The 24,557-nt window shown below is 59.8% G+C and carries 21 protein-coding genes; 7 read left to right on the forward strand and 14 right to left on the reverse strand.

Annotated features, from left to right (window positions below):
• Positions 1–28: 28 nt before the first annotated feature.
• From QWJ38_RS19760 to QWJ38_RS19770, 3 genes are all read right to left on the reverse strand, one after another.
• The gene (locus tag QWJ38_RS19760) at positions 29–961 is read right to left on the reverse strand and encodes an NAD-dependent epimerase/dehydratase family protein (RefSeq protein WP_290360835.1); all 933 of its coding nucleotides are present in this window, start codon (positions 959–961) and stop codon (positions 29–31) included.
• Positions 962–1,000: 39 nt separating this feature from the next.
• Positions 1,001–1,978, reverse strand: a complete 978-nt coding sequence (locus tag QWJ38_RS19765; RefSeq protein ID WP_290360836.1) for an acetoacetate decarboxylase (ADC) — start codon at positions 1,976–1,978, stop codon at positions 1,001–1,003.
• 78 nt (positions 1,979–2,056) lie between these two features.
• Positions 2,057–2,938 carry a type 1 glutamine amidotransferase domain-containing protein gene (locus QWJ38_RS19770; protein ID WP_290360837.1) on the reverse strand — a complete coding sequence of 294 codons (882 nt, stop codon included), beginning with the start codon at positions 2,936–2,938 and terminating at the stop codon, positions 2,057–2,059.
• Between the two features lie 79 nt (positions 2,939–3,017).
• Here QWJ38_RS19770 and QWJ38_RS19775 point away from each other — a divergent pair, with 79 nt between their 5' ends.
• Positions 3,018–3,455 carry a MerR family transcriptional regulator gene (locus tag QWJ38_RS19775; protein WP_290360838.1) on the forward strand — a complete coding sequence of 146 codons (438 nt, stop codon included), beginning with the start codon at positions 3,018–3,020 and terminating at the stop codon, positions 3,453–3,455.
• Between the two features lie 314 nt (positions 3,456–3,769).
• Here the strand turns inward: QWJ38_RS19775 and maiA are convergent, their stop codons facing one another.
• From maiA to QWJ38_RS19820, 9 genes are all read right to left on the reverse strand, one after another.
• Entirely contained in the window at positions 3,770–4,414 is a 645-nt protein-coding gene (gene maiA, locus QWJ38_RS19780) for a maleylacetoacetate isomerase (protein ID WP_290361005.1), read from the reverse strand.
• Between the two features lie 25 nt (positions 4,415–4,439).
• Entirely contained in the window at positions 4,440–4,925 is a 486-nt protein-coding gene (locus QWJ38_RS19785) for a RidA family protein (RefSeq protein WP_290361006.1), read from the reverse strand.
• 159 nt (positions 4,926–5,084) lie between these two features.
• Positions 5,085–5,948 (reverse strand): helix-turn-helix transcriptional regulator, encoded by an 864-nt coding sequence (locus tag QWJ38_RS19790; RefSeq protein WP_290360839.1) that lies wholly within the window; start codon positions 5,946–5,948, stop codon positions 5,085–5,087.
• Positions 5,949–6,067: 119 nt separating this feature from the next.
• Positions 6,068–7,366 carry a spinster family MFS transporter gene (locus QWJ38_RS19795; RefSeq protein ID WP_290360840.1) on the reverse strand — a complete coding sequence of 433 codons (1,299 nt, stop codon included), beginning with the start codon at positions 7,364–7,366 and terminating at the stop codon, positions 6,068–6,070.
• A 32-nt stretch (positions 7,367–7,398) separates the two neighbouring features.
• Positions 7,399–8,934 carry a S10 family peptidase gene (locus QWJ38_RS19800; RefSeq protein ID WP_290360841.1) on the reverse strand — a complete coding sequence of 512 codons (1,536 nt, stop codon included), beginning with the start codon at positions 8,932–8,934 and terminating at the stop codon, positions 7,399–7,401.
• A gap of 13 nt (positions 8,935–8,947) precedes the next feature.
• On the reverse strand, positions 8,948–11,266 hold the full coding sequence (locus QWJ38_RS19805; RefSeq protein ID WP_290360842.1) for a TonB-dependent receptor: 2,319 nt from the start codon (positions 11,264–11,266) through the stop codon (positions 8,948–8,950).
• Between the two features lie 216 nt (positions 11,267–11,482).
• Positions 11,483–12,994: a S10 family serine carboxypeptidase-like protein gene (locus QWJ38_RS19810; protein ID WP_290360843.1), complete on the reverse strand. Its 1,512-nt coding sequence runs from the start codon at positions 12,992–12,994 to the stop codon at positions 11,483–11,485.
• Between the two features lie 29 nt (positions 12,995–13,023).
• Positions 13,024–14,532 carry a M61 metallopeptidase family protein gene (locus QWJ38_RS19815; RefSeq protein ID WP_290360844.1) on the reverse strand — a complete coding sequence of 503 codons (1,509 nt, stop codon included), beginning with the start codon at positions 14,530–14,532 and terminating at the stop codon, positions 13,024–13,026.
• Positions 14,533–15,005: 473 nt separating this feature from the next.
• Positions 15,006–15,587 (reverse strand): MarR family winged helix-turn-helix transcriptional regulator, encoded by a 582-nt coding sequence (locus QWJ38_RS19820; RefSeq protein WP_290360845.1) that lies wholly within the window; start codon positions 15,585–15,587, stop codon positions 15,006–15,008.
• Positions 15,588–15,698: 111 nt separating this feature from the next.
• Here QWJ38_RS19820 and QWJ38_RS19825 point away from each other — a divergent pair, with 111 nt between their 5' ends.
• From QWJ38_RS19825 to QWJ38_RS19850, 6 genes are all read left to right on the forward strand, one after another.
• On the forward strand, positions 15,699–16,877 hold the full coding sequence (locus QWJ38_RS19825; RefSeq protein WP_290360846.1) for a mandelate racemase/muconate lactonizing enzyme family protein: 1,179 nt from the start codon (positions 15,699–15,701) through the stop codon (positions 16,875–16,877).
• A gap of 11 nt (positions 16,878–16,888) precedes the next feature.
• Positions 16,889–17,083 carry a hypothetical protein gene (locus QWJ38_RS19830; protein WP_290360847.1) on the forward strand — a complete coding sequence of 65 codons (195 nt, stop codon included), beginning with the start codon at positions 16,889–16,891 and terminating at the stop codon, positions 17,081–17,083.
• Between the two features lie 615 nt (positions 17,084–17,698).
• The gene (gene hppD / locus QWJ38_RS19835; protein WP_290360848.1) at positions 17,699–18,772 is read left to right on the forward strand and encodes a 4-hydroxyphenylpyruvate dioxygenase; all 1,074 of its coding nucleotides are present in this window, start codon (positions 17,699–17,701) and stop codon (positions 18,770–18,772) included.
• A gap of 45 nt (positions 18,773–18,817) precedes the next feature.
• Positions 18,818–19,357, forward strand: coding sequence for a VOC family protein (locus tag QWJ38_RS19840; RefSeq protein WP_290360849.1), 540 nt, complete (start codon positions 18,818–18,820; stop codon positions 19,355–19,357).
• Positions 19,354–20,685 (forward strand): fumarylacetoacetase, encoded by a 1,332-nt coding sequence (gene fahA / locus QWJ38_RS19845; protein WP_290360850.1) that lies wholly within the window; start codon positions 19,354–19,356, stop codon positions 20,683–20,685. Before QWJ38_RS19840 ends, fahA begins: the two co-directional genes overlap by 4 nt.
• An 18-nt stretch (positions 20,686–20,703) precedes the next feature.
• Positions 20,704–21,615 carry an asparaginase gene (locus QWJ38_RS19850; RefSeq protein ID WP_341850510.1) on the forward strand — a complete coding sequence of 304 codons (912 nt, stop codon included), beginning with the start codon at positions 20,704–20,706 and terminating at the stop codon, positions 21,613–21,615.
• 10 nt (positions 21,616–21,625) lie between these two features.
• Here QWJ38_RS19850 and QWJ38_RS19855 read toward each other — a convergent pair whose 3' ends face one another.
• On the reverse strand, positions 21,626–23,527 hold the full coding sequence (locus QWJ38_RS19855) for a TniQ family protein (RefSeq protein WP_290360852.1): 1,902 nt from the start codon (positions 23,525–23,527) through the stop codon (positions 21,626–21,628).
• Positions 23,528–24,547, reverse strand: a complete 1,020-nt coding sequence (locus QWJ38_RS19860) for a TniB family NTP-binding protein (protein ID WP_290360853.1) — start codon at positions 24,545–24,547, stop codon at positions 23,528–23,530.
• Positions 24,548–24,557: the final 10 nt, after the last annotated feature.

The following is a 24,557-nucleotide window of genomic DNA, read 5'->3' on the forward strand; positions in this document are numbered from 1 at the left end:
GCGAGAGACGAGCTCTGGCCGTCCGTCTCTAGGCGCTCTTTGCTTCCTGCCGAATTAGACGCAAGCCTTCCCGGTAGGTGGTCACGACGAAATCGGGAAAACGGCGCTTGAACTTGCTCGAGTCGAACAGGTTGTCCTGCTTGTAGCGTGGCAGCAGTTCCCGGATTTCACGAACCTCCTTCGCAAAAAGACCCGCCACGGTCATCGCCATGCTGCTGATGACTCCGTACCCGGCGGGCCGGCCAAAGACCTCGGTGGCCATAGCCACGAACTGCTTGTAGGTCGGTCGGTCGTCGTCGCAGGGGAGATGCCAGGTCTGTCCATAGGCATCCGGCGCATTGCCCAGTGCGGCCAGGGCCCGGCTGGCGTCGGGCGTCCAGATCAAGGTCCTGCGCGTGTCGTCGCGCACCGGCACCTTCGGCTTCCTGCCGAGCTTGAGCTTGTCGATGACCAGGGCGTTTGTGAAGCTCTGCGTCTTTCCCGGGCCGTAGAACTCAGGGGCGCGGCCAATGAGCACCGGAATCTCCCCTCGTGCCATCTCCTTCAACACCATGGAGGCCATCGCCGCGCGGACCTTTCCCTTGCGGCCGACTGGTTCGAACGGGGCCTCCTCCGTCAACAGTCGGTCGTCCTGCGGATACATGTAGGTGTTGTCGAAGTAGACGAACTTCGCACGCGCGGCTCGGGCGGCGTCGAGAGAGTTCTTCAGCATGGTTGGGAACTGTGACTCCCACAGCTGCGTGTCCGGCGGCAAGCCGGCCGTGAAATACACGACCTCGCTGCCCTTGACCGCCTCCGCTGTCTGCTTCGCATCCAGCAGGTTCGCCGATACCAGCACGTCGGTCTCGTTGACCTTGCGCGGATTGCGGCTCACGAGTCGCAGGTCGCGCGTGTAGTTCCGGTTTAACTCTCGGGCCAATTCGACGGCGATCTGGCCTGTCGCGCCCAGGATGGTTTGCATAGTTTTCCTTCCCAATTCGGATTCAGATGGACCAGGAGCTCAAAGTGGCTTGGGCGAGTACAGCGCGCCCTGGAAATCTGGCACGTATTCGTACTTCACCAACTTGCCCAGTTTCAGCGCCTTGATGTACGCCGACAAGCTTCCGTCGGTCAGCGTCAGATGGACGGACTCGGCGCTGGAGCTGCTGGCATGGCTGAGCTGACGCGACACCGAATAGCCGGTTGTCAGCTGTCCCTTCTGATCGACGTTGGTAAAGCTGTTGGTCACCAGCGTCTCCTTGCTGGACAGGTCCGTCAGCTTTTGCGTCTCGAGCGTCACGTCGAGCTTCTTCGTTTCGCTGTCGAAGATTTCGACGACGACGGACTTGTCGGTCTCCTTGAACGTGATGTCGGTTAGCCACTTTGGCAGGTTGTAGCCCACGACGCCCCGCACGCGCGCCAGCTCGGTGTTCACGGGCAGCTTGAGCACGTAGCCCCAGAAATCGTCCGACATGGACTGACGCATCAGCGTGAACGGCCCGAAGCTGGTCGAGCCAGGCCGGTTGGTGACAACGGACAGCCCGATTTCGTTGTAGCTGTCGTTGTCGCAGTAGCGATAGGTATAAGCCGTCAGCGCAATGAGGCCGCGGCCCGGCCAGACCTGCAGGGGCTGGACCTGCTCGCGGACTTTGGCCGGCATCAGCTCCTTCAGCTTCGCCAGATCGGCCGTGAAGATGGCCGTGACTCGGCTGTTCTTGTAGTAGAAGTTCGGTGAATAGGACTCGAAGCCGATGTCGACCTTCTCCTTCTTGAGCTGCTTGAACCAGCTCAGGTCGACGTCCGGCGCCTCGGCGGCGATGACGGAAAGCGGAGGGTTGGAGCGGAAACGGTCGTAGAGGCCGCCCTTGACGACAGGCACTTCGCGCCCAGCCAGATTGATGGTCGTGATTTCAGGCGCTGCCGCCTCAGCGGCCCATGCGGCGCTGGTGGCTGTGCTCAGGGCGACGAGGGTAGATGCGATGAAAGCTCGATGATTCATGGCGGTATTCCTGGTGGAGTGGAGTGATCTGGCCGGAGCGCTGGCAGCGTGCAAGGCACCCGGCTGGTTAAAAGTGGGCTACTTGTTGTCGGATTTCGATTGCTGGGCCCGAAGCAGCGTTAGCACTTGCAGACCGACAGCCTTGCCGGACTGAGGGTTCTGGCCGGTGACGATCCGCCCATCGGTCAGCGCGAACGAGGTGAAAGGAATCCAGGCTTTCTCGTATTTCGCGCCAGCAGCCACCAGCGCGTCTTCAAGCAGGAAGGGGACTTGGTCCCGCACGCCGGCCAAGCGCTCTTCGAAGTTCGAGAAGCCGGTGACCCGACGCCCTGCGATGAGCGGCTGTCCGTCGGGGCCGCGGAGTTGCACCAGGGCTGCGTTGCCGTGACAGACAGCCGAAACGATGCCGCCCTGGCTGTAGATGGCCTCGGACAGCTGTTTCAGGTCGGGCGCATCCCGAAAGTCCCACATCGTCCCGTGACCGCCGGTGAAGTAGATGGCCGAGTAGTTGGGCGGGTCCAGGTCCGCAGCGCGCAGCGTGTGCTGTAGCCGGTCCATGAACGCCGGGTCCCGCAGATGGGAGCGTGCTGCGTCGTCGAGATAGAACGCGCTCAGACTCCGTTCGTCCAAAGGGCTCTTGCCGCCGGCGGGACTTGCAATATGCATGGCGATCCCGGCCTCCTGAAGCACGTCCCAGAAGTGGGTCAGCTCGGTCAGCCACAGGCCGGTCTTGTCTTCCCGGCTCGGATAGTCCGCGTGATTGGTCACCACGATGAGGACTCGCTTAGCAGGTGCTGATTCCGGGGCCTGTGTTTGGGCTTGGGCCGGCCCAGGGGCCGCCAGCCAAGCCGCCGCCGTGAGCGCAGCCAGGCTGTTCCAAATGAACGTCATGACCGTCGTGCTGAGCCTGGCCACGGGGCCTCGGCTTTGGGGAAATGGATGCTCTGCGCTTGCCTTCATGGCTGGGTCCTCGCTTGACGATGACGAAACTTTAAGGTTAAAGTCAACTTGAGGGTCAAGCGGTAATTTGAGGTCCACCATGAAAATCGGCGAACTGGCCAAGCACAGCGGGTTGGCACCCTCGCGCATCCGCTTCTATGAGGCGAGCGGGCTTATCCGAGGGGTCGAGCGCAAGGAGAACGGTTACCGCGAATACGGGCCGGAGGCCTTGTGGACACTGGACATCATCACCAGCGCGCAGAGCGCGGGGTTCTCGCTCGATGAGATTCGCAACCTTCTCCCCAACGACCAAGCCCGTTGGCAGCACGCCGAGTTGCTGGGGAGCCTGGAACGCAAGGTCGCGGAAATCGAAGTTCTGCAGAAGCGTCTGGAGCAGAACAAGGCGCAACTCTTGGTTGCCATCGACAGCGTCAAGAACCGCCCCGACGCGCTTGCCTGCACGGATCGCGCGCAGTGGGTGCTGGACAAGCTAAAAGAAAGTTCCGGGCCAGCATTGGCTGGGCAGACAGCCGAATGAGCGTAAGGCCAAAGAAACAGTCTTTTGGGTCAGTGACCGCTTCCCGCGGGACCTGACCGTCAGCATCATTCGAGCGGCGGACAGCAATCGCTGCTGAGCGATCGGCGGCATCAGGTCAGGACCAGCAATGTGTCAACTCCAACCGGCATGATGGTCAATCGTGATCAGCACCCGCAAGAGCGCCGTCAAAGGATGGAGGTTGGCGATCCTCAAGCTATCTGAAGCCAGCCAAGGCACTGTCGCTGCCGCATCGGCAGCGAAGGGACGATGCTAATTCTGAGTCAACTAGCGTCGGGGATCTCCCAAGCACTTCGCTAAGCGGCATCGGCTTGGACAGCCGGTGCTGCGGCCCGAAACGCAGGCAAGGCGTCACAGCGCTCGACGATTTCCACAATCGTCGGATAGCTGTCCAAGGAAACATTGAATCGCCTTGCGTTGTACACCTGCGGCACAAGGCAGCAATCTGCGATAGTTGGAGCATCGCCGTGACAGAAAGCTCCGGTGCGGGGACTCGTCCTCAGCTCGTGCTCAATGGCTTCAAAGCCTAACGCCACCCAGTGTCGATACCAGCGGGCCCGTGCCTCTTCGTCAATATGCAGATCCCGCTCCATATACTGCAGCACCCGCAGGTTGTTGAGCGGATGAATCTCGCATGCGATGGATTGTGCCAAGCCTCGGACGCGAGCCCGTCCAACTGTTTCGGTAGGTAGCAGTGGTACTTCGGGGTACCGCTCCTCCAAGTACTCCAGAATCGCCAGCGATTGGCTCATCGTGTGTGGGCCGTCCATGAGGACAGGAACAAGATGGGCTGGATTCAGCGACGCGAACTCAGCCGAATGCTGTTCACCGCCATTTCGAACCAGATGGATCGGAATGGCGCCGTGAGGCAGTCGCTTCAGCGCGAGTGCAATCCGCACACGATACGAAGCTGAGCTCCGGAAGTAGGTGAACAATGTCAACATCAGGCAGCTATGACGCGAAAGCTCATTCGAACAGCAGAACTTCTCCCTCGATCTCCACGGGAATGTTGAAAGGCAACTCTGCCATTCCAACCGCGCTTCGCACATGGCTACCACGCTGAGGTCCAAAGAGATCCAAGATCAACTGTGAGAAGCCATTGATCACTGCCGGCTGCTGGTGAAAGCCTGGTGCGGAGTTCACCATTCCGAAGACACGAGACCAGGCCTTGATTCGGTCCAGGTCGCCAAGCGCCCGCTTCAGACTACCCAGAATCGTCAACGCAGTCTGCTCCGCGGCGCGATAGCCCTGCTCGATCGTCAAATCTCTCCCGACCTTTCCCAATGGCATTGCGATCGAGCCATCTGCATTCAATGGTCCATGTCCAGAGATCAACACACGCGTACCCTGAATCTGAACGAATGGGAAGGGCAGTTCAACTCGATCGGGAGAACGGATCGGAGCGGGTAGGACAAGGCCCCGCATGCTTAGTCGGTCTTCGATTGATGGCATGACTGGAATGCAAGCCCGCGCGAAGCGCACGGGGAAATTCAACGTTTTGTCATTGTATCAACAGTTTGTTGATTTCTGATTGGCGCTTCCGCGACCCGGTGGCGTGCGGCAGAACTAGCCTATGAGGACGAATCGATCAAGAGTCGCGAACGGACCATATCAGGCCGCCTTCCGCCTTGACGGCCGTGCCTCCGACTTCAACGCAGGTCGGGCCTTGACCTCTTTAGAGGCCTTTGATCCCGCAACGGTTTCAGCTGCCAATTGCTCTGGCGTAGCGCCACCGTTTTTTTGCCGGATTGCCTCAAGATAGTTGTAAATCGAAAAGCGCGTGACACCCAACGCAGACGCCGCGCGCTCGACACCACCCTTCACGATGAAGAGCCCGCGCTCCAGCATGGTCTGAACTGCCTGCGTCTTTTCATCCTTGTTCATCAGCCTGACGGGCTTACCCAAACGCCGCACGGCCTCGTCGATGATTTCCGACATCAGCGTATCCATCGCCGGCCTCGACCCCGCCTCGTTTTCCCGCTTCGGCATCATTGGCATCAGGAACTGACCAAGCCAGTCATGAACAGCCTGGTGCATCGTCATATCGGCGTTAAGGCACAGGGCCACAAAGGGATCGCCGTTTGCGTCGCGGAAGACCACTGTTGAGGACCGCAACCGTAGCCCACCCTCAGTTTCCGTTGCGTAGTTGTCGATGATCGAGTGCTTCGCCTCACCCCGTTCGACCAACTGCTTTTTGGTCTCGAGGAACGCCATATCACCTTTAGGACCGGAAATGATCGATCCGCCCAACGTCCGATTCGAGATGTGGCCATTCGCGATAGCGATGATCGAATGCTCCGGCTGCATCAAATCGTGCAGCACGATCTCGATGTTCGGGCCGACGATAGTCCCCAGCATCTTCACGATGGGCACCAGGGCCTTCATGAGCACCTGTCGCTCCGCGACGATCTCAGGAGGCAAGGATGCTGGCTGAAAGTGATCGACGGTCGGCAGGGACTTGCGCTTCTTCGTCATCGGTTCCGGGATCCGTTCTTGGCCTGTACGGCCGAAATTGCCATTGCCTGCGAGGGCGTTTGCCGATGCATTCTGCCTCAGCTCGGAAGGACATCAGACATGGAGGCGCCCATCGCCCTTCACTTCCCGTCGTGAAGCTCAGCGCGTGCAATATCGGCTCGGATGAACAAAGCAGCTAGGCTCAGGCATGCTGCCGCTATCAGCGCAGCGCCAACCAGCACCCACAGAGAAGACTGGAGGGCCAGCTGTCCTCGCGTCGCGTAGACGGTCTCATTGAGATACCCGATGATCAATGGACCCGCCCCAAGTCCCAGACTAGCAACGAGCACATGGAGCGCACAAACCTGAGAGCGCAGAAGAGCAGGTGCCGTGCATTGGTAGACAGCATAGATGGGTCCCAGCGTCGCCGACACCAGGAACATTCCAACGCCAAGCGCTCCGAAGGCGACGACCGCGTTGCTGGCCGAGAGGAATATGGCGAACACCGGCGCAAGCAAAAGCGCTGCCATCCCTGGCATTAGAGACTGCCAACGATCATCACGTTTCGCCAAGCGGGACGCGAGCCATCCTCCCATCAAGGCGCCGCCGACTCCGGCCACACCTTTGATGATTCCAAGCGTGTATCCGATCTTGGAAAGCTCAATCTTGTGTACTCGCGCAAAGTAGCTGGGAGACCACGCGATAAGCGCCATCAGGATAAAGCCAATGAAGACGCTTCCGGCCAGCGTCATGAGTATTGAACTTTGGGTCAGCACGAACTTTGCTGACTCAAGGATCGACGGCATGCGCGCAGGGGCGCTCGAAGCCGAGTTAGCTGCCACTCCACCTTCGGATAGACGCCGTTCCTTCAGCGTAGTAATGATCAAGATTCCAAGAAGTACCCCAGGGAGCCCTGCACTGAAGAAGGCAACACGCCAACCGTAATGGTGGGCGATCAAACCACCGAGGGCCAGCCCTACCGACGTTCCTAGAGATGCACCGGCATTAACCACGCCGAGAATGAACGGGCGGCGAGCTTTGGGATACTGGTCGCCCACAAGCGCCAATGCCGGCGCAGTGCCAGCGGCTTCACCCACTCCTACGCCTATTCGAGCCAGGAGCAGTGGCATGAAAGCGCCAGCAAAGCCGCATGCGACCGTTGCAGCGCTCCACACGACCAAGCCCGTACCGACCACCAGTGGTCGGCCAACGCGGTCCGCGAGGCGCGCGAGAGGAATCCCGAGCAGCGCATAGACGAGCGCAAACCCAAAGCCCAAGAGCCAACCGATATCGGTGTCGGTCAGATGGAGCTCGGACTTCATCGGAATGATGAGGACCGACAGGATAGAGCGGTCGAGATAGTTCAGCGTCATCGCGCCGAAAATCAGGATCGCGTAGAAGGCTGGCGACTCGACCAGGCGCGCCTTCGAACCTGTCATCGAATGATTGGCACTCTTGATTGAATCAGTTGTCATGGGGTTGCCACCGGCTTGGTCTGCTCGCCAGTGTCGGCATTGGCGGCGGTTACTGTCGCTCGCAGCATCGAGCGCACGTCTTGCATCAGCTTTTGATGGCTGCGCTGCACTGAGTAGAGCATGTGCCCTCCCTCGTAGTAGTGCACGCTCAACCTATCCTTCGGCCATCCGGACTGGGCGATTGCATGCTCTGTCGCCCCAACGGTAGTCAGCGTATCTGCGTAGCCGTTGCCCAGCACAAGCCTCAATCGAGGATTCTTGCTCATCGCCTCGTTCATCCAGGCCATGAAGGGCCAGTCGTCAAACGGTGCACTACCTCCCCACCCCCACTCGCTGAAGGACTTCACTGCCGAATCGGTGACGTATGGATCAGGCAGCGTGATCGACAAATCCCGCCTTGCGTAATCGGCAAACGCCGAGTGCGCAGCTTTCATCAGCACCTCCGAGCCGTCGGGAAGCGGCCCGGGCCTGGTCGCCGCCGGGGCGGTGTAGCGACCGTCATACATGCCTAGCACTAGTTGCTGGTCCGCAAGCAGCTCGGCGCGATAGCGCATCTTCGACACACGAAGATTGGTGCTGTCAAAGCGCGCAGCCGGCAAGCCGGTCAACTCCTCGAGCCGCCTCGAGAGTCGCGCCCGTTGCTCGGCCGGCAACGCCGAGCCGAGGTACAAAGCCGGAAGGTACTCGTCGCGCGCGAATCTGCGCGACTCCTCGATGAACTGCTCAAAATTGCGCCCGTCACGTCTTACCTTGCCGTGGTGCCAGCCCAGCGCCGAGAGGGTTGGCAGCGATACGACGTAGCTCATGATGTTCGCCGGCCGCTGCACCGTCTCCACGATATTGAGACCTTGCCCCAACATGAAGACACCGTCGAACCGCACCTGCGGCGCTGTCGTAGTCAAGCGGCGAGCCGTTGCGGCTGCGCGAACCGTCCCGTAGCTTTCGCCGAATAGGAACTTCGGCGACGCCGTACGCCCATGGGCTTCCGACCACTGCGTGATGAAGTTACTCAGCTCCTGCGCATCTGCATCGACGGAAAAGAAGTCCCGTGCGGTGCTCGGCGATTGCGCGCGGCTGAATCCTGTCCCTATCGGGTCGAAGAAGACCAAGTCCGCTTGATCGATGACCGTGTCGACATTGTCGACAACCCGAAACGTAGCCGGATCAGCCCGCACATCATCAGGTACCGACAGCCGTTTGGGACCGAAGGCCAACATGTGCAGGTAGACCGAAGGCACGACGGGTCCACCATTGAAGAGAAAGATCACTGGCCGACTGGCCGCGTCGTGCCCACCTTCAGCAAGGTAAGCCGTCGAGACAACTTGGCCGAAGGGCCCTCTGTCCGCCAGGGCGATGCGCGTACGCTCCACCACGGCTGAGTAGCTCACGGATTTTCCGCCAAAGGTGCCCTTGTGCTGCGTCCGACTCACCTCTTCCACACCAGAGTCGGCGTGGGCGGTAAGAGTTGCGAGCATGACTGCGCCGATAGCGAAACCAGCGAGGCCGATCTGCCTCAAATAGTGTCGAAACATCACGGGCCTTCTCTTAGAGGTCCCAGGACGCGGTCACGCCGAATGTCCGCGGCTGGACCGGCGTTGCGGCAACCGTCGCGTTGGTGCCGCTTGCCATGGAAGCGGCTCGGCGGCCTGCAGTGATGTAACCGGTCTCATCGGTCAAATTTCGGATGTAGGCGGTTACCGTCCAACCGGTCCCTTGCACGCCGGCATTCAATCCCAGAAGCGTATAGCTGGGGAGGTGGACACGAGGAACCGTTGCCGACTGGACAAACTCCATATCGCGCGCACCGACGTAGTTCGCATTTGCGCCAACGAACAGGTCCAGCCCGTTGCTCATGCCGAAGTATCGCGTCACCGCTGCGAAGATCGTCGAGCGCGCCGAATAGGGGAGCACATCACCAGACTTACCGTAAGCGGTCTGTCCTTCGACGAATCCTGGAATATCCTCGGTCAGCGTAGCGTCGCTGTATGTGTAGGTTGCCTGTACGCGCCAATCGGGCGTGGGAAGGTAGACGCCACTGAGCTCAAGGCCCTGGCTGCGCGCCTTGCCCGCATTGGTCGTATAGGCTCCTCCAAACGTGGTGTCGACCTGGTTGACCTGCAGATCATTCCAATTGATCCGGTACAGCGCTGCGTCCAGACTCAGCTCGCGGTCGAGGAAGGTACCTTTAGCGCCCAGCTCATAGCTGTTCAGTTTGTCAGATTTGAAGCTGGGCGGAATGCTGGAGCCCGGCACAACGATGTTGCTGCCGCCCGCGCGGAAACCCGACGCAGCGCGGAAGTAGGTCATGAGATTCTTGTCGATGCGATAGCGAGGCGAGAACTGATAGGTGGTGTCGTCATCGTCGTTGCCGCTAGGCGTTGTCGTCGGTGGCGTCAGAATTCCTCCAGCAACCGAGGTACCGCGGTTCTTGCCACGAGCCACCCGCGCGCCAACCGCGACGTCGAATCGCTCGGTGAACTTGTACGTGGCGTCGCCAAAAAGAGCCGTCGACTTGTACTCACTTTCGTTCGTCGCGATGAGCAGCGGCATCGTCGTGATGATGTTGTGGGACTTCCGTTCTCCAAGATAGAAGTTCTGCACACTGTTGACTTTTTCGAGGCTGTAGAAACCGCCGACCAGCCATTGCAGATCCAGTCCGTCCTTCGATGTCAGGCGAAGCTCCTGCGACGTCGTCGTGCTGTCGAACCGGTTATCGATAGCAACGCCCGGAGCAGAGAGCCCGAGGCCCAGCGCAGCATTGATGCCAATCGCGGCCGCGCCAATGGCCGTGTAGGAGGCGTCCTGAAGCGCCTTCTGTCGGCTTTCGTTGTAACCGGTAATGGCGTCGAAGCTCGCAAAACCTAGGTCCGCCGAGAACTTCAGCGAGCTGACGCTGCTGCGCGAGTGATAGTTGTCGGCACCCGGCATGCGGTCATGCACACCCTCACCGAACTTCGGCACTAGGTCATAGCCGACGTCAACTGAGGAACTGGCATTTGTCGATGTGTCCTGAAGCAGTGTCGAGGCCCGCACCGTGAAGGTCGGCGTCAGTTTCAAGATCGCCGCGAAGCGGCCACCATAGACATCGGCGGCATTGTTTTCGTCGGAGTGCAGGTTCTCGACGTAGCTGGGATCATGACGCTTAAACCCGCTGACGCGAACAGCCATCGAGTCAGAGATCGGTTGGTTAATGGAGAAACGGCCTTGGTACCCGTTTCCGCCGTCGGTAACGGTACTGCCCCCAATCTCGATGCGCCGGGTAGCCCGCACCGTATCTGGGTCAGCCATGTTGTACTTCAACAAGCCGCCCATGCTGCTTGCGCCGTAAAGCGTCCCCTGCGGACCGCGCAGCACCTCGATCTGGCGAATATCCGAGGGATCGAGGTCTGGGACCACACCGGTGTTGGTCGCCGAACCGTACGGAACGTCATCAATCACCACGCCCGACGTCGGCCGAACATTGATGCCGCTGTTGGTTGCGATGCCGCGCATCACGATCAAGCTGCTCATGCTGCTCGGGCTGTAGCTCAAGCCAGGCACTTGGGAGTAGAAGTCAGACAGCTTCACCATGCCTTGGGCGCTCAGGCGTTCGGTGTCGATAGCCTCGACGGACATCGGCACCTCCTTAAGGCTCTGTGTCCGCTTCTGAGCTGTGACGACGACGGTCTCCAGTTTGCGCGTCTCAGCTTCCGACTTGTCTGCGCCAACTTTGTCGGTCTCTTGGCCAATAGCTCCGGCTGCACCGAGCGTCAACGCGCCACCCAGCAGCGCCCGTAGCGCTGCGTCGGCCAACCGATGGAGTTCGACGGGTGGGCGAGCAGTGTGGAGACGACGAGAGGGTGCGGTGCGGATCGGATGCTTCATGTTCTGCCTCGAACGGTCGATGCAATCGACCTGGTAATTGATGTGGGGAGAGGTGAATGCTGAATCAGTCTTTGCGCTAACTTTCAACATTGTGTTGAAATTATGATGACAACTACTCTGTTTTATGTAGGAGAAAACCAGAACTATTGCCTGAATTTACACAAACAGTTGAATTTGCGTTGAGTCATGCAAGCGCCCTTTTGCGATTCCGGGGAGCTATCGCCCGACAAGCAAGCGGCGCACTTCGGCCGAGAACCGCTCAAGATTGGCAGCGTCGTCATACGGCGAATGTGGTGAAGCGAAGCGCTCAAAGCGAACGCGCTCCATCGGCAGCCCCGCATGATCAAGGGCGTACTCGGACGCTGCGACAGTGGTCGCCATGTCAAACAGGCCACCGACGTACAGCAAGCGCAACGTGTCTCGGTCGCGCATTGCAGCGGCGATGTATTTGGCAGGGTTCATGTAGAGCGTTTCTTGCCCGCCCACGTCATGCCAGTTCCACTTTCCGTTGACGTCGAAGGAGAGCGTCACGTACTTGCGCTCAACCGGCACCTTCAGCACTTCCCGGAAGTATTTGTCGATGGGACCCAGCCCAGCGCTAACTGTCAGAGAAGGGTCATTGGTTGGTCGCCCCGCCGCAGGCGGGCTGCTTGAGCCGATCACCCTTGTGTCCAATCGTCCGAGTCGCTTCCCGGCCTCGTTCAGTACATGCGTTAAGAAGTATTCGCTCTCAATCCGCAGTCTTCGATTTTTGAGCTCGGCCGCGTCGATGCCGATCAGGCCGGACATTCTGGACGCTAGGGAGCCCAGGTGATCGTTCGGCAACTTGGATCCTTGCAGCAAGGCCGGTAGGTAGTCGTTTCGCACGAAAGCCTGCGCCCGATCAAATACTTCCGCAGCGGACCGGCCTTGCACCTCGCGGTTTCCTCGTCCGTGCAACCACGCAGCAACGGCCATCGAAGGAAGGTCCATGGCGAACACAAGTTCGTTGCCAACGGCCGGAGTCGACAAACTTGCGTCCAACAGCGGCGACACCAGCAGCAGTCCGGACACGGGCGGCAGGTCCTTGGCGTATCGCATCATCGAAGCAACGCGGAACCCGCCATAGCTCTGCCCACCGATGAAGAGCGGAGAGCCTTGACGTGCATGTGTGCTCAGCCAGTGTCGGATGATGGAAACCGCAGCGCGCGCATCGCCATCTATGCCGAGATAGGGACTCGGGCCGTCACCCTTCAACACCCGGCTGTAACCAGTTCCGACCGGGTCCACGAATACAAGGTCGGCTACGTCTAGCAAGGTGTCCGGGTTCGATTCAAGTTGCCGCTTAGGCTCTCTCCCCTCGCGCTCGAAGAAACGCAGCGGTCCAAAGGCATTGAAGTGAAGCGGCGATGAAGACGCGCCCGGCCCACCATTGAACAGGAACAGGACGGGGCGCGCGCTAGGACCGTCCGTCGTTAAGGTGTACGACGTCGCTGAGATCGTAGCGAGCGGTTCCGCCGATCCTTCTGGCAGTGGCAACTCCGTATAGGTCGCGACATAGGAGATCGCGCGGCCATTCAAGGCCATCTGGTGTCGAGTAACGATGGGACCTGCGATCAAAGACGCATTGTCCGGTGAGGCTGCTGCCGTCAACGCCTGCGCTTGCGCAACGACAGGCGCGATTACAAGCACCATGGAAGAGAAAATTCCGGCGACCAAGCGACCTGGGATTGAGATGGGCCGATTCATAGGAGTTCCAATTCTTCGAGGCCGCTTCATCAAAGATTGCACTCGGCATCTGGGACGCCCGGCACACGACGCCAACGTGCGCTGACCACCTCGGCGCCTCGCGGGAGGTAGGAAACCGTATGCTCGGCACCGGCCCTTCGGAACGTGATAGTCATTGACTTCGCTGGGTCCTCTTTTGACTGACGGATCGGCGACATTGAAACGATTTCGTCGGCATTCGCTAGACCGGACTTTGCTGCCTCGGTATCGGGGCGCAGACCAGTGACGGCTGCGAGCTTGTACTCATCAAACCCAAGTTCGAAAGGCCGCTCGGTGACCGTCTGAGGCGCGAAGCAGGGTCCAAAGCTGTTGCCAGGGATCTCAATTCGTTCACCGCCAACCATCGCGTCGAAGTCTTTCTTCGCCGCCGGCCCCAGCGTCTCCGCGACCATCTGGACCCACTCTTCGTTTCCAACCTTGGCACCCGAGCGCTGTCGCCTCAGCACTTCAAGAGCGAGGTCATCAAGGCTGCGCTTGTTGTTCGTCTGGGCGCGCACTAGGGCGTCGACGCGTGCCAGGTACATAAAACCCCGACCGTATGGAACACGCTGGGCGCGGGGGTCCTGCCAGAACTTTTTTCCAACCTCGGGATTTGGCAGCCCGACGTATGGATTGGTGTAGTAGTCAGACGCGTGCTCGCTAACGACACGTTCGAACTTATCCAGACTAATCACCCCGGCTCGACGCGCCAGTAGCACCGCATAGAACTCGGCCATTCCCTCCGAGTACCAAGCCGTGTCGGCATGCTCGCCGCGATTGAAGCGCAGCCAGTTGTGCGTGACCTCATGTGCAAGGATCATTTGTGTGTCCCCGCCACTGCTGGTCTGGCCGTCAGTTCCATAGCCGAGCATGAACGAACGGTTCAGCGCCGTGCCGCCTCCGGCTGGATATGGATTGCCTCGGACGAAGATTCGGTAGGGCGCACCCTCGTCTTCAAAGAAACGCGACATGTACGTGTAGAGTTGCTGGATGTCCCGCGATAGCCCGATCGGCTCGAAGGGTGGCGTCGCAAGCCAATACAGAGCAAAGGCCGCGTCAGCCTTCTCGGGAACGCTATTTATCGGCCCCGCCGCGTAATAGCTGAATGCCAGCGTCTCAGAGGTTACGAGCTCAGACTTTCGGCCTTCGCCGAAGCTGGATACGCCTCGCCATCCGGCCGGAACCTTTGACAAATCCCACGCAAGCGAGAGTCGGTAGGTTTCGTCGCCCGGCGGCGCTGCAATGAAGTACACCCCGGAACCAATTACGCCGCCCGCTTCGCTACGAAGATCAAAGAGGGGCCCGTTGCGAGTCTGCGCGTCAACGATACGCGGTGCGGCGCCATAGTGAAAACGAACGTCGCCAGCCGTAGCGCGGACTGGAAGCCACCGACGGTACTTTCCAGTTGGTGTCGGCGGCTCGTCCTCAGTCGTGAGTTGCAGCTCGCCGAGATCGTCACGCGCCGAAATCGCCTTGGCGTCGTACGCAGCCGTGGGAACTCCCACAACGAATGTCGGCATACGAAGTAGCGTGGAGCCCGCGGCAGCATCAGGCGCCTGTAGGCGCATGGCCACGTCAAGCCGTTGGATCCGCCCTTCTGTGGCGACCGGCGTCAACACGACCTCCAGCGACCTTGGCGGCCGCCCCGCCCAAGCAAAACTCAATGCTCCCCACGCAACGAGCGCCACTGCCGCTCGACTCATTGCCCGCACTTCGCGTAAACCACCGCGCATCGTCATCCTCGACAAACAGTTGTAACGAACGTCCAGCCCGGTCAACCAACACGTTGCAGGCATCAACATTTTGTTGAACTCTATGCAACAAGAGTCGAAGGCTGTATTGGGGTTCTCCCCAAAAGCGTTGATATGTCAACTGTATGATGGCGCAAATCGAAGCGCTTGTCAGCCCCAATCGGAAATACTTGACCTGCACAAGGGTGCCCGCAGCGATCGCTTCCGAGTCGCTGTCTGATACGTAGAAGTGGCGCCTGTAGCTAGCGGGGCGACCGCGCGCGGCGCGTCTTCGGCAATGGAGCTTCGGACACATCCTGCATTGCATGCGCCCCAGCATCTGCAGCAAAGGACTGCATCTTCTTTAGCGCTGTGTAGAGCCCCTTGCGCTCGGCAGCAGACAGCGCCAGCAGCAGCTGAGATTGCAATTGGCGCGTGGCCTCAAACACCTGGCCGTGAAGTCGCCGCCCTTTTGCCGTGAGCTCAACCAAGAACCGCTGGCGATGCTTTGGATCGCTGTCACGAGAGACCAATCCACGATCGATCAATGCATCCAGGACGCGGCTGATCTGCGCCTTATCCATCCAGGTTCGACTGGCGATCTCGCCGGCGACGCTGCGCCCGTTCTCATGCAGAAAGGCGATCAACCGCCATTCAGGCACGCCCAGCTCATATGGCTCAAGTGCCGGCCGCGTCAGATGACGCTGAATCATTGTCACGGCGCCCACCAGCAAAACGCTTGGAAAGTCGACCATTGCAAGCGTCGCACCGTCCGGCGCAGGCCGGTTCCAGCTATCCGGAAGCTCAAACTTAGTTGCAGGCATGGCGTTCGGAAAGTCTTTCATGCATGCGAGTAAAGCACATTGCGAGCATCGCGCGCATTTAAGCAAACCCTACGACTTCATTGATGCACAAGCATTGACATTACAACGGTTATTGATCAGCATAGCCGTCTTATGCAGATAGTCAAAGCCGAACGCTTCCTAGTGGACGGCGGCATTAAGCCGCTTTGCTTCCTGAAGTTGACAACTGATAGCGGCTTAGCCGGTTGGTCTGAGTACAGCGAGATCCTTGGTGGCGCAGGACTGGGGCACATCGTTGAGCAGATGTGCGCCAGTGTGATGCACGTCGACCCGCGAGACTCGGCGCGCGTAGCACAGAGGCTAGAAGGACTCGCCCGGAGCGCGTCTGGCGGGCTGAATGCGCAGGCCGCCGCTGCTATCGAGAACGCTTGTCTGGACATCAAAGGCAAGGCGTTGGGAATCCCTGTCTACGAAATGTTTGGCGGCGCTGTCCGCGATCGGCTTCCTTGCTACTGGTCGCACTTCGGCATGTACCGAGTTCGCGCAGCCCACCATCTCGGAGTTGCCCCGCTACGCCAACTTGCAGATTTGGCAGCCATGGCGCATGAAGCCACCTCCCGCGGCTTTCGATTCCTAAAAACCAATGTGCTGCTATTCGGCGCTGAGGGGCCGCGTGTCTACATGCCCGGATTCGGCCGCGATTTGGGAGGGCCGGAGCTCAACCTAGATGGCGTTCTGCTCGAAGCGATTGAGTTGCAAATCTCTACGCTCCGCGACGCCGTCGGACCCGCGTTTGGGCTCGCACTGGATCTGAACTTCAACTTCAAGCCCGCAGGTGTAAGGCGCATCGCGCAAGCTTTGGAGCCCTACAAACTGGCCTGGCTTGAATCCGATCTTCCTGATGCGAAGTCCATGGCAGCAATTCGGCAGGCCACACGCACGCCGATGGCTTCGCTTGAGACCGTCGTTCACCGGCGTAGTGCCTTGCCATATCTTGCAGCGGACGCCGTGGACTACGCAATCATCGACGTCATGTGGGCCGGCATGGGTGAATCTGTTCGCCTGGCCGCGCTTGCAGGCGCATATGACGTCAACATCAATTCCCACGTTTTCAGCAGCCCTTTAGCAGCGGCAATGGGAGCCCACCTCTGTGCGATCGCTCCTAACTTCCATCTAATGGAGGTGGATGTCGATGCGCCACCCTGGGTGGCTGGCCTCTTCTTCCAAAGTCTACAGATCTCGGACGGCACTCTTGCTGTGCCTGCTGGCCCGGGCTGGGGAATAGAACCCAACGAGGAGGCCCTTCGGCAGCATGCGATCGCAAAAACCTAAGCATCAGTGCGATGTCCATCGGCACCCATGTCTATGGGCGAAGCATCGTCCCTTTAGGCGATCACTTCAACAGTTTGTTCAGCGTCTACCACCACAAGGCCGATCCTTCCTCGGCTAGGCAACTTTCCGCCGCCCAACGGACCTTGATTGGCCTTGAGCAAGTGAGCCGTTGCGTCGGTCAAGGCACCTTGGCTTCGCCTCTTTAGAACGGTGGTACGGGGGGGATCAACTATCTGTTGAATTTCAACTGTTTGTTGATTACACTTGCTGCGCCAGCACAAGAAGGCAGCCCCAACATGTACCCGTCCCAGTTCGCCATCGGCAGTTTTCGGACCTTCCCGGACTCGACACCCGTCCAACGCCCAGTGGACATCAGTGCCATGCGTGCCTCCAAGATCCTAGAGACTCTGGTTGGGCTCGACTGCTGCGCGGTCACTGCGGCAAACGCCGAATCACAAGCTCTGCTCCGATCGTGGCTCCTCGGGAGTGATGTGTTTCCTGAGGTATGGGGTGTGGGCGCCGCGCATAGAAGCGTCGTGCTGCGGCGCCTCGGGATCTGCCTTCACTCGAGTCAGATTGCTCGCTTCTGTGTGCCGACGCTGTCAACGACCATCTATACCGATCAAGGACGAGCTTGCATGTTGATCCAATCGTCGCGAACGATCGGGGATGCAGGAGGGCACGTACTCCGGCAAGGCGCTCAGCTTATCGCTTGGAGGATTCGAACTCCTCGTGAGTTCAGGACCGTCACCTCAGCAGCCAACGAGCGCTGACCAACCGCCACTAAGCAGCCATTTTTTTTGACAGGACGACGAGACGATATGAGCGATTTGTTTGACAACCCGATGGGGTTGATGGGTTTCCAGTTTGTCGAGTTCGCTTCGCCAACACCGGGTGTCATCGAGTCGATCTTCGAGAAGCTGGGTTTCACAATGATCGCCCAGCATCGCAGCAAGAACGTCCAGCTATGGCGCCAAGGCGGCATCAACTTCATCATCAACAACGAGCCAAACAGCGCTGCATCGTACTTCGCCGCCGAGCACGGACCGTCGGCCTGCGGCCTTGCTTTCCGCGTGCGAGACGCTCATATGGCCTATGCCACGGCGCTGGAGCGTGGCGCCCAGCCTCTCGACATTCCGACGGGGCCGATGGAATTGCGCCTGCCGGCGATCAAGGGCATCGGAGGCGCACCGCTGTACCTCATCGACAGATTCGAAGAGGGCAAGTCCATTTACGACATCGACTTCGAGTTCATCGAAGGCATCGACCGGCACCCGGTCGGTCACGGACTCAGTATCGTCGACCACCTGACGCACAACGTCTATCGCGGTCGCATGAGCTACTGGGCGAGCTTCTACGAGAAGCTCTTCAACTTCCGTGAGATTCGCTACTTCGATATCCAAGGCGAGTACACCGGCCTGACCTCCAAGGCAATGACAGCGCCGGACGGCAAGATCCGCATTCCGTTAAACGAGGAGTCCAAGGGCGGATCGGGTCAGATCGAAGAGTTCCTCATGCAGTTCAACGGCGAAGGCATTCAGCACATCGCGCTGCTAACCAACGACATCTTCAAGAGCGTCGACTCTCTGCAGATGGCCGGCATTCCGGTGATGACGGCGCCGAATGACATCTACTACGAGATGCTCGAAGAGCGGCTGCCTGACCATGGTGAGACCGTTAGCGAGTTGCAATGCCGCGGCATCCTTCTCGACGGCAATACGGACAAAGGCTCGAAGCGCCTGCTGCTGCAGATTTTTTCGCAACCGCTGCTCGGACCGGTCTTCTTCGAGTTCATCCAGCGCAAGGGCGACGACGGTTTCGGCGAAGGCAACTTCAAGGCGTTGTTCCAGTCGATGGAGAGAGATCAGATTCGACGCGGCGTGCTGAAGCCTTAAAAGGCCCGGTGCCTCGCACGGACACCAGCACAACAAAGGCAGATCATGAAAATCGACAGAATTCATCACGTCGCGTATCGATGCAAAGACGCCAAGGAGACGGTGTGCTGGTACCAGCAAATGTTGAACATGGATTTCATGCTCGCCATTGCCGAGGATCAAGTCCCCTCGACGAAGGCACCTGACCCCTACATGCACATCTTTCTGGATGCCGGCGGTGGCAACGTTCTGGCGTTCTTCGAGCTGCCGACGCAGCCGAGTATGAGCCGCGACCTGAATACGCCCACTTGGGTTCAGCACATCGCCCTGCGTGTCGCCAATCGCGAGACCCTGCTTCGGTACAAGGAGCACCTGGAAAGCAACGGCGTCGAAGTCCTGGGAGTGACCGACCACGGCGCTTTCCATTCGATCTATTTCTTCGATCCGAATGGCCATCGCGTCGAACTGGCATGCCCCGACCCGGACGAGGCACTGATGCTTAAGAAACTGGATGCCGTCAAGTGGGAAATGTTGGAGGAATGGAATACCACGAAGCGTGCCCCTAAGCATGCGGCCTTCCTTCACCAGCGGGAGTTCCAGCAATGAATCTGGACCTCGACGAAACCCACGATCCGCGCGCCCGAAGTTGGGTTGAATCCGCGAACGAGGCCAGTTCTGATTTCCCCATTCAAAACCTGCCTTTCGGCAGGTTCAGGCGCAATAGCGGGGACGCCTGGCGTATTGGCGTCGCTATCGGCGATATGGTGCTTGACCTAGCCCGCACCGGCCTCGTCGATGAGATCGACATGAACAGTCTCATGGCGAGAGGACCCGTCGCGCGTAAGGCATTGCGCCGGGCGCTGTTCGAAGGCTTGATGCAGGGATCGCCCGTCGAAAAGGCCTGGCGACCCGCCGTTACGCCAATCGCTGCAGTGGAACTGGGGTTGCCCTGCCACATTGGCGACTACACCGACTTCTATGTCGGCATTCACCACGCAAGCTCTGTAGGCCGCTTGTTCCGACCAGACAATCCGCTGCTGCCAAACTACAAATGGGTACCGATCGGCTATCACGGCCGTGCTTCGACCATCAGGCCCAGCGGTCACAGTTTCCCGAGGCCGAAGGGACAAGTGAAGGGACCGACGGGTGAAGATCCGCGGCTGTCGCTTTCGCAGCGGCTAGATTTTGAGCTTGAACTCGGGATCTTCGTAGGGAAGCCCAACGAAATGGGCACGTCGATATCCATGGAGTCCGCAGAAGACCATGTGTTCGGCCTTGGCTTGTTCAACGACTGGAGCGCGAGAGATTTCCAGGCCTGGGAGTACCAACCTCTCGGCCCGTTTCTCTCAAAGAACTTCGCCAGCACCGTATCCCCATGGATCGTCACCCTAGAAGCTCTGATGCCGTTCCGAAAGGCGTTCTCGCGCCCAGAGGAAGATCCACAGCCGCTTGGCTATCTGACGTCTGCCAGGAATGCGATTCAAGGGGCGATCGACATTGACCTTGAAGTTCGTCTTCAAACGCAGCGCATGCGCGACTGGGGCCAGCGCGGCGAGGTCATCAGCAGGTCAAACTACGCCGATGCGGCGTACTGGACGATGGCCCAGCTTATTGCGCACCACACCGTCAACGGCTGCGAGCTCAATGCAGGTGACTTGCTCGGTACGGGGACTCTTTCTGGGCCAATTGGAAGCCAGGCCGGCTCGCTGCTAGAGCTCACAGACGGTGGCAAGAGGATCTTGCGGTTGAGCAGCGGCGAGAACCGACTGTTCCTTCTTGATGGCGACTCTATCGAACTAGCAGGACGCTGCCGGAAAGAAGGCTTCCGAAGCATCGGCTTCGGACCGTGTATAGCCTCCGTAGCTGATTCCGCATGGCAACCGGCAGCGTCTCAGGGCACCTCGACCGGGGTTGGTCAGATGGCAGGCGGCTAGGGGCAACGCAACTTGATCGTGATTCTGGGCACCGGCGGGACGATCGCCGGCACGGCCGTCGATGCGGCCGACAACGTCGGCTACACCGCCGCCCAGGTGGGCGTGGCCCAGCTGGTGAGGGCGGTGCCGCCGCTGGCCGCGCGCCGGCTCGAGACCGAGCAGGTCGCCCAGCTCGACAGCAAGGACATGGACTTCGCGACTTGGCAACGGCTGGCGCAGCGCGTCGCGGCGCAGCTGGCGCGGCCCGAGGTGCGCGGCATCGTCATCACGCATGGCACCGATACGTTGGAGGAGACCGCCTACTTCCTGCAACGGGTGCTGGCGCCGAGCAAGCCGGTCGTGATCACCGCCGCGATGCGTCCGGCGACGGCGCTGCAGAGCGACGGGCCGCAGAATCTGCTCGATGCCGTCAATGTGGCCGGCGATGTGCTGGCGCGCGGCGTGCTCGTCGTTTTCGCCGGCGCGATCCACACGGCCGAGCAGGTGCGCAAGGTGCACAGCTACCGCGTCGATGCCTTCGCCTCGGCCGACGGCGGCCAGCTCGGCGTCGTCGAAGAGGGGCGGGTGCGTTGGTGGGCGCAGGCGATGGTCAACGAGGCCCTGGGCCTGGCGCGGCTCGCGCGGCCGACGGCCGACTGGCCGCGGGTGCAGATCGTGCTCAACCACGTCGGCGCCGACGGCTCCATCGTGCGCGCGCTGCTGGCCCAGGGCGTCGACGGCCTGATCGTCGCCGGCACCGGCAACGGCAGCTTGTCCGCCGCGCTGGAGCAGGCGCTGCGCGAGGCGCAGGCGCGGGGCGTGCGCGTGCTGCGCAGCACCCGCTGCGACGCCGGCCCGGTGACGGCCTCGAACGAAGCCCTGCCCAGCGCCGGTGCATTGAGCCCGGTCAAAGCACGCATTGAGATGCTGCTCGACTTGCTGCTTGACTGAGCAGTCAGGGTCAGACGAGTTCACCGCTGCGTCGCTTGGATCGCCGGTTAGCGAAAGCCTGCCGGAGGACCACCGCATCTGCGGTGGCTACGAAGGGTGCTTGCCGTCCGGCGCTATAGGGCACTCGCATTACCTTGATGTCCAATGCATCCGCGCTCAGTCTCAGGGCCATAGAAGAGGTATTCAACTCCTTGGCGAGCGCGTTCAGCGGTTTCCAGGATTCCATGAACTTATCGACGGAACACCGGCTAAGGCGGACACCATGATCGCCGGCGGGGAGAAAATGCCCGGCCTCGACCAGGGCGGCAACAATCGTTGTACTTGCGCCGAGCATATGAGCCGCAGTCTTGGCGCTGATGTACTCTCGCCCGGTTCCTAGGGCAAACCTAACCCTGAAAGATTCGACGTCGCCAATTCGAAACAACAGGTCATTCGCATGGTCGCCTGATCGCCGCACAGGAACGAGTTCGCCATCCAGCACTTCCGCTAGGAAAGCTCCCTTGGCTCGAACGGCTCCCAACTTCCAGAATCCGAGGATCCGGCCCAGAGATACCAGCGCCTCCCGACTGCATTCGACTTCGTCAGCTTTCCCAGAAGCGTCGCCCGCAGTAGCAAGCAGTCGATCGTTCAGCTGCTGCAGGTCTACGGGCCAGAAGCCAGCCCTGCAGTTCGCGATGGCGTTGGTGGAGTAATGCCCAGACTTCTTGAGCTCTCGAAGAGCGCTCACGGGAAGGCCCGACAGCTTCGCGGCCTCACGCCCATGCACACGATTCTCCTTGTACGCAGCAACTTGGGACACCGCTGCCGAATCCGCCACAAATCGGCTGCCTTGGCCGACTTCCACCGTCTTAAAGGGAATAGCTCCGACTTCCATCCAACGACGAACCGTAATGTGCATAACACCTAGTTCAGACGCCAGCGCTGATGCGGAAGTGAACCTTGATTTGGTAGGTTCGGAGCCCATCAGCTTGAAGTCAACAACGCCATCGCCCCACTCGTCGCGACCGAAGCGAACGAATTCTTCGCGCATGAACTCCATGCCGTTGACCATGCGGCATCGCTTGAAGAGTCCCTCGTAGAGTCTGTGAAACCGCTTCCGGAGACCCACGGTCTCGACTCCGGACGCTATGCCCGTACTCGCCATCCGGCGGAGATAGGCGTGGAATCCGTTCGGCCAGTCGAAGAACACATCGGCCGCGGTCGTATCGGGACCGTCCGACACCTTGGCCTCCGTGTCCAGTTTCTCTAACACCGACAGCACATGCAGCAATCCTCGCAGGGGCACGGCCGACAGTTCCCGATGAGGAAGACTCAGGTGAACGCCTTGATCTGGCGGCAGAGCTTCCCTCCTGATCGTCGATCGAAGAACGGCCATCAATCCCTGTGTCGCCGCTGAAGCGGTATCCGCAACCACACCGGCCAGCGACGCACCGCAGTGGCACTGGAGCAGGCCAGGCCTGAACCACTTCAAATGCGATTCGCATGCCGGGCAGTTCAGCAACAAAAGCCTTCCGTGCTTGGGACAAGCTACGAATGCCTGCGCGTCCCAGCAAGCGTCCGCGAACCCATCCGCCTCAATGCATGCCGTGCAAATCGCCGGACGACGAACCCGAAGCGTCTTGCCCAACCTTCTGCCAAGGCTATGTCCATTGAGTTGGAACTCCCGTTGACCATCATCGGTTAGCCGCGAATAGCAATACCTCTCGAGGAGATCGGCTTCTTTGCCGACAATGGCGGCAAGCCGACGAGGTTCGAACCCGGGGGCGATCATTTCTTGCTGCAAATAGCCGGCATGCTGGAAAACGTGCCAGGGCGAGTCGTAGCCGTTTCTTTCGGACAGGCGTAAGACATATCCAAAAATGCCTTCGCCCGGGATCGGATCCGGCGTTCGAAGCAAGAGTTGAATTGGCATTTAGGCACCTCGCGACTTCAATGCGTGGCTCACGCTAGGCCCGGCGGAGGCGGCCCTGCGACGACTGCGGGGCGCCGGATCCTGATCGACCTCGCGCGTGCCGACCTTCAGCGCCGCAAGAATGTTCTCCTGGGTAGCGTCGACCACGAAGGATCGACTGAAGGGTGACACCGTCTCTTCTGTGCCGTGAGCAGACCAGATCGCGTCGTCATATGCGGCGCCGAGATGCTCAAACGTGATGTCGGACTCTTCGGCATCGCAGACATCCCACACAGCCTGACGAAGGTGCTTCGTCAGATAGCCGATGAGGCCTCCAGATGCGCACCAGAAGCGGAAGGCCATTTCCTCGCTATTCAGTTCAGGCACCCGAAAGTGCTCGGAGATCGACGCGTTGAAGGCTTCGAGAATGCCGATGAATTCGGCTCGCTCGGACTCGACAAGCCAGTTGAACCGGCGCATGAACACCGGTGCTGTGAATCTCCGAGAGAGCTGTTCATTGGTCCTGATCACAGGCAGGCACGATTCCAAACCGCTCACAACCAGCGCCACCTTCGTCTGGTCTACGAGGATCTTGAGCCAGTCGGCGGCGTCGTGGAAGATCTTGCGTGTTCCCTTGTCGAAGAAGTGCTGGAACTCGTCCAACATGATGATCTGGGTCCCGCAATCGTTCAGTTTGTCAAACAGCCTTTTTGTCCGGCTGATCTCGGTCCCGACCTCGGACTTTGGATCACCCAGTTCCTGCAGAAGCAGCCCAGCAACCCCTTTGACAGTCGGCCGCGCCGGCGCCCTCACACGCAGAATAGGAACAATGGCACCTTCAGCATTGCGGCTGCGAGGCATCAGACTTTCCGTTTCTTCCAGAGCACGGCTTTTCCCCGTGCCGGACTCACCGACTAGCGCAAGGCAGGTTGGCTCCGGGGACATCTTGCCGTGAGCGAGGCATTGCTTGATTCGCTTCATCGCGCCCTCGAAGGCGGTGTGAGGCACCAGCGTGTTCTCGATGACATATCGAGCTTCCATATCAATACTC

It is taken from the genome of Roseateles violae (assembly GCF_030410485.1).
Taxonomy (GTDB): domain Bacteria; phylum Pseudomonadota; class Gammaproteobacteria; order Burkholderiales; family Burkholderiaceae_C; genus Roseateles_D; species Roseateles_D violae.

Coding starts and splice junctions, on each gene's coding strand:
- QWJ38_RS19840 (WP_290360849.1), top strand. CDS start 18,818: ATGAAAATCGACAGAATTCATCACGTCGCGTATCGATGCAAAGACGCC.
- QWJ38_RS19760 (WP_290360835.1), bottom strand. CDS start 961: ATGCAAACCATCCTGGGCGCGACAGGCCAGATCGCCGTCGAATTGGCC.
- QWJ38_RS19830 (WP_290360847.1), top strand. CDS start 16,889: ATGTCCATCGGCACCCATGTCTATGGGCGAAGCATCGTCCCTTTAGGC.
- QWJ38_RS19860 (WP_290360853.1), bottom strand. CDS start 24,547: ATGGAAGCTCGATATGTCATCGAGAACACGCTGGTGCCTCACACCGCC.
- QWJ38_RS19825 (WP_290360846.1), top strand. CDS start 15,699: ATGCAGATAGTCAAAGCCGAACGCTTCCTAGTGGACGGCGGCATTAAG.
- QWJ38_RS19770 (WP_290360837.1), bottom strand. CDS start 2,938: ATGAAGGCAAGCGCAGAGCATCCATTTCCCCAAAGCCGAGGCCCCGTG.
- QWJ38_RS19855 (WP_290360852.1), bottom strand. CDS start 23,527: ATGCCAATTCAACTCTTGCTTCGAACGCCGGATCCGATCCCGGGCGAA.
- hppD (WP_290360848.1), top strand. CDS start 17,699: ATGAGCGATTTGTTTGACAACCCGATGGGGTTGATGGGTTTCCAGTTT.
- fahA (WP_290360850.1), top strand. CDS start 19,354: ATGAATCTGGACCTCGACGAAACCCACGATCCGCGCGCCCGAAGTTGG.
- QWJ38_RS19820 (WP_290360845.1), bottom strand. CDS start 15,587: ATGAAAGACTTTCCGAACGCCATGCCTGCAACTAAGTTTGAGCTTCCG.
- QWJ38_RS19795 (WP_290360840.1), bottom strand. CDS start 7,366: ATGACAGGTTCGAAGGCGCGCCTGGTCGAGTCGCCAGCCTTCTACGCG.
- QWJ38_RS19805 (WP_290360842.1), bottom strand. CDS start 11,266: ATGAAGCATCCGATCCGCACCGCACCCTCTCGTCGTCTCCACACTGCT.
- QWJ38_RS19775 (WP_290360838.1), top strand. CDS start 3,018: ATGAAAATCGGCGAACTGGCCAAGCACAGCGGGTTGGCACCCTCGCGC.
- QWJ38_RS19810 (WP_290360843.1), bottom strand. CDS start 12,994: ATGAATCGGCCCATCTCAATCCCAGGTCGCTTGGTCGCCGGAATTTTC.
- QWJ38_RS19790 (WP_290360839.1), bottom strand. CDS start 5,948: ATGACGAAGAAGCGCAAGTCCCTGCCGACCGTCGATCACTTTCAGCCA.
- QWJ38_RS19765 (WP_290360836.1), bottom strand. CDS start 1,978: ATGAATCATCGAGCTTTCATCGCATCTACCCTCGTCGCCCTGAGCACA.
- QWJ38_RS19785 (WP_290361006.1), bottom strand. CDS start 4,925: ATGCCATCAATCGAAGACCGACTAAGCATGCGGGGCCTTGTCCTACCC.
- QWJ38_RS19815 (WP_290360844.1), bottom strand. CDS start 14,532: ATGCCGACATTCGTTGTGGGAGTTCCCACGGCTGCGTACGACGCCAAG.
- QWJ38_RS19800 (WP_290360841.1), bottom strand. CDS start 8,934: ATGTTTCGACACTATTTGAGGCAGATCGGCCTCGCTGGTTTCGCTATC.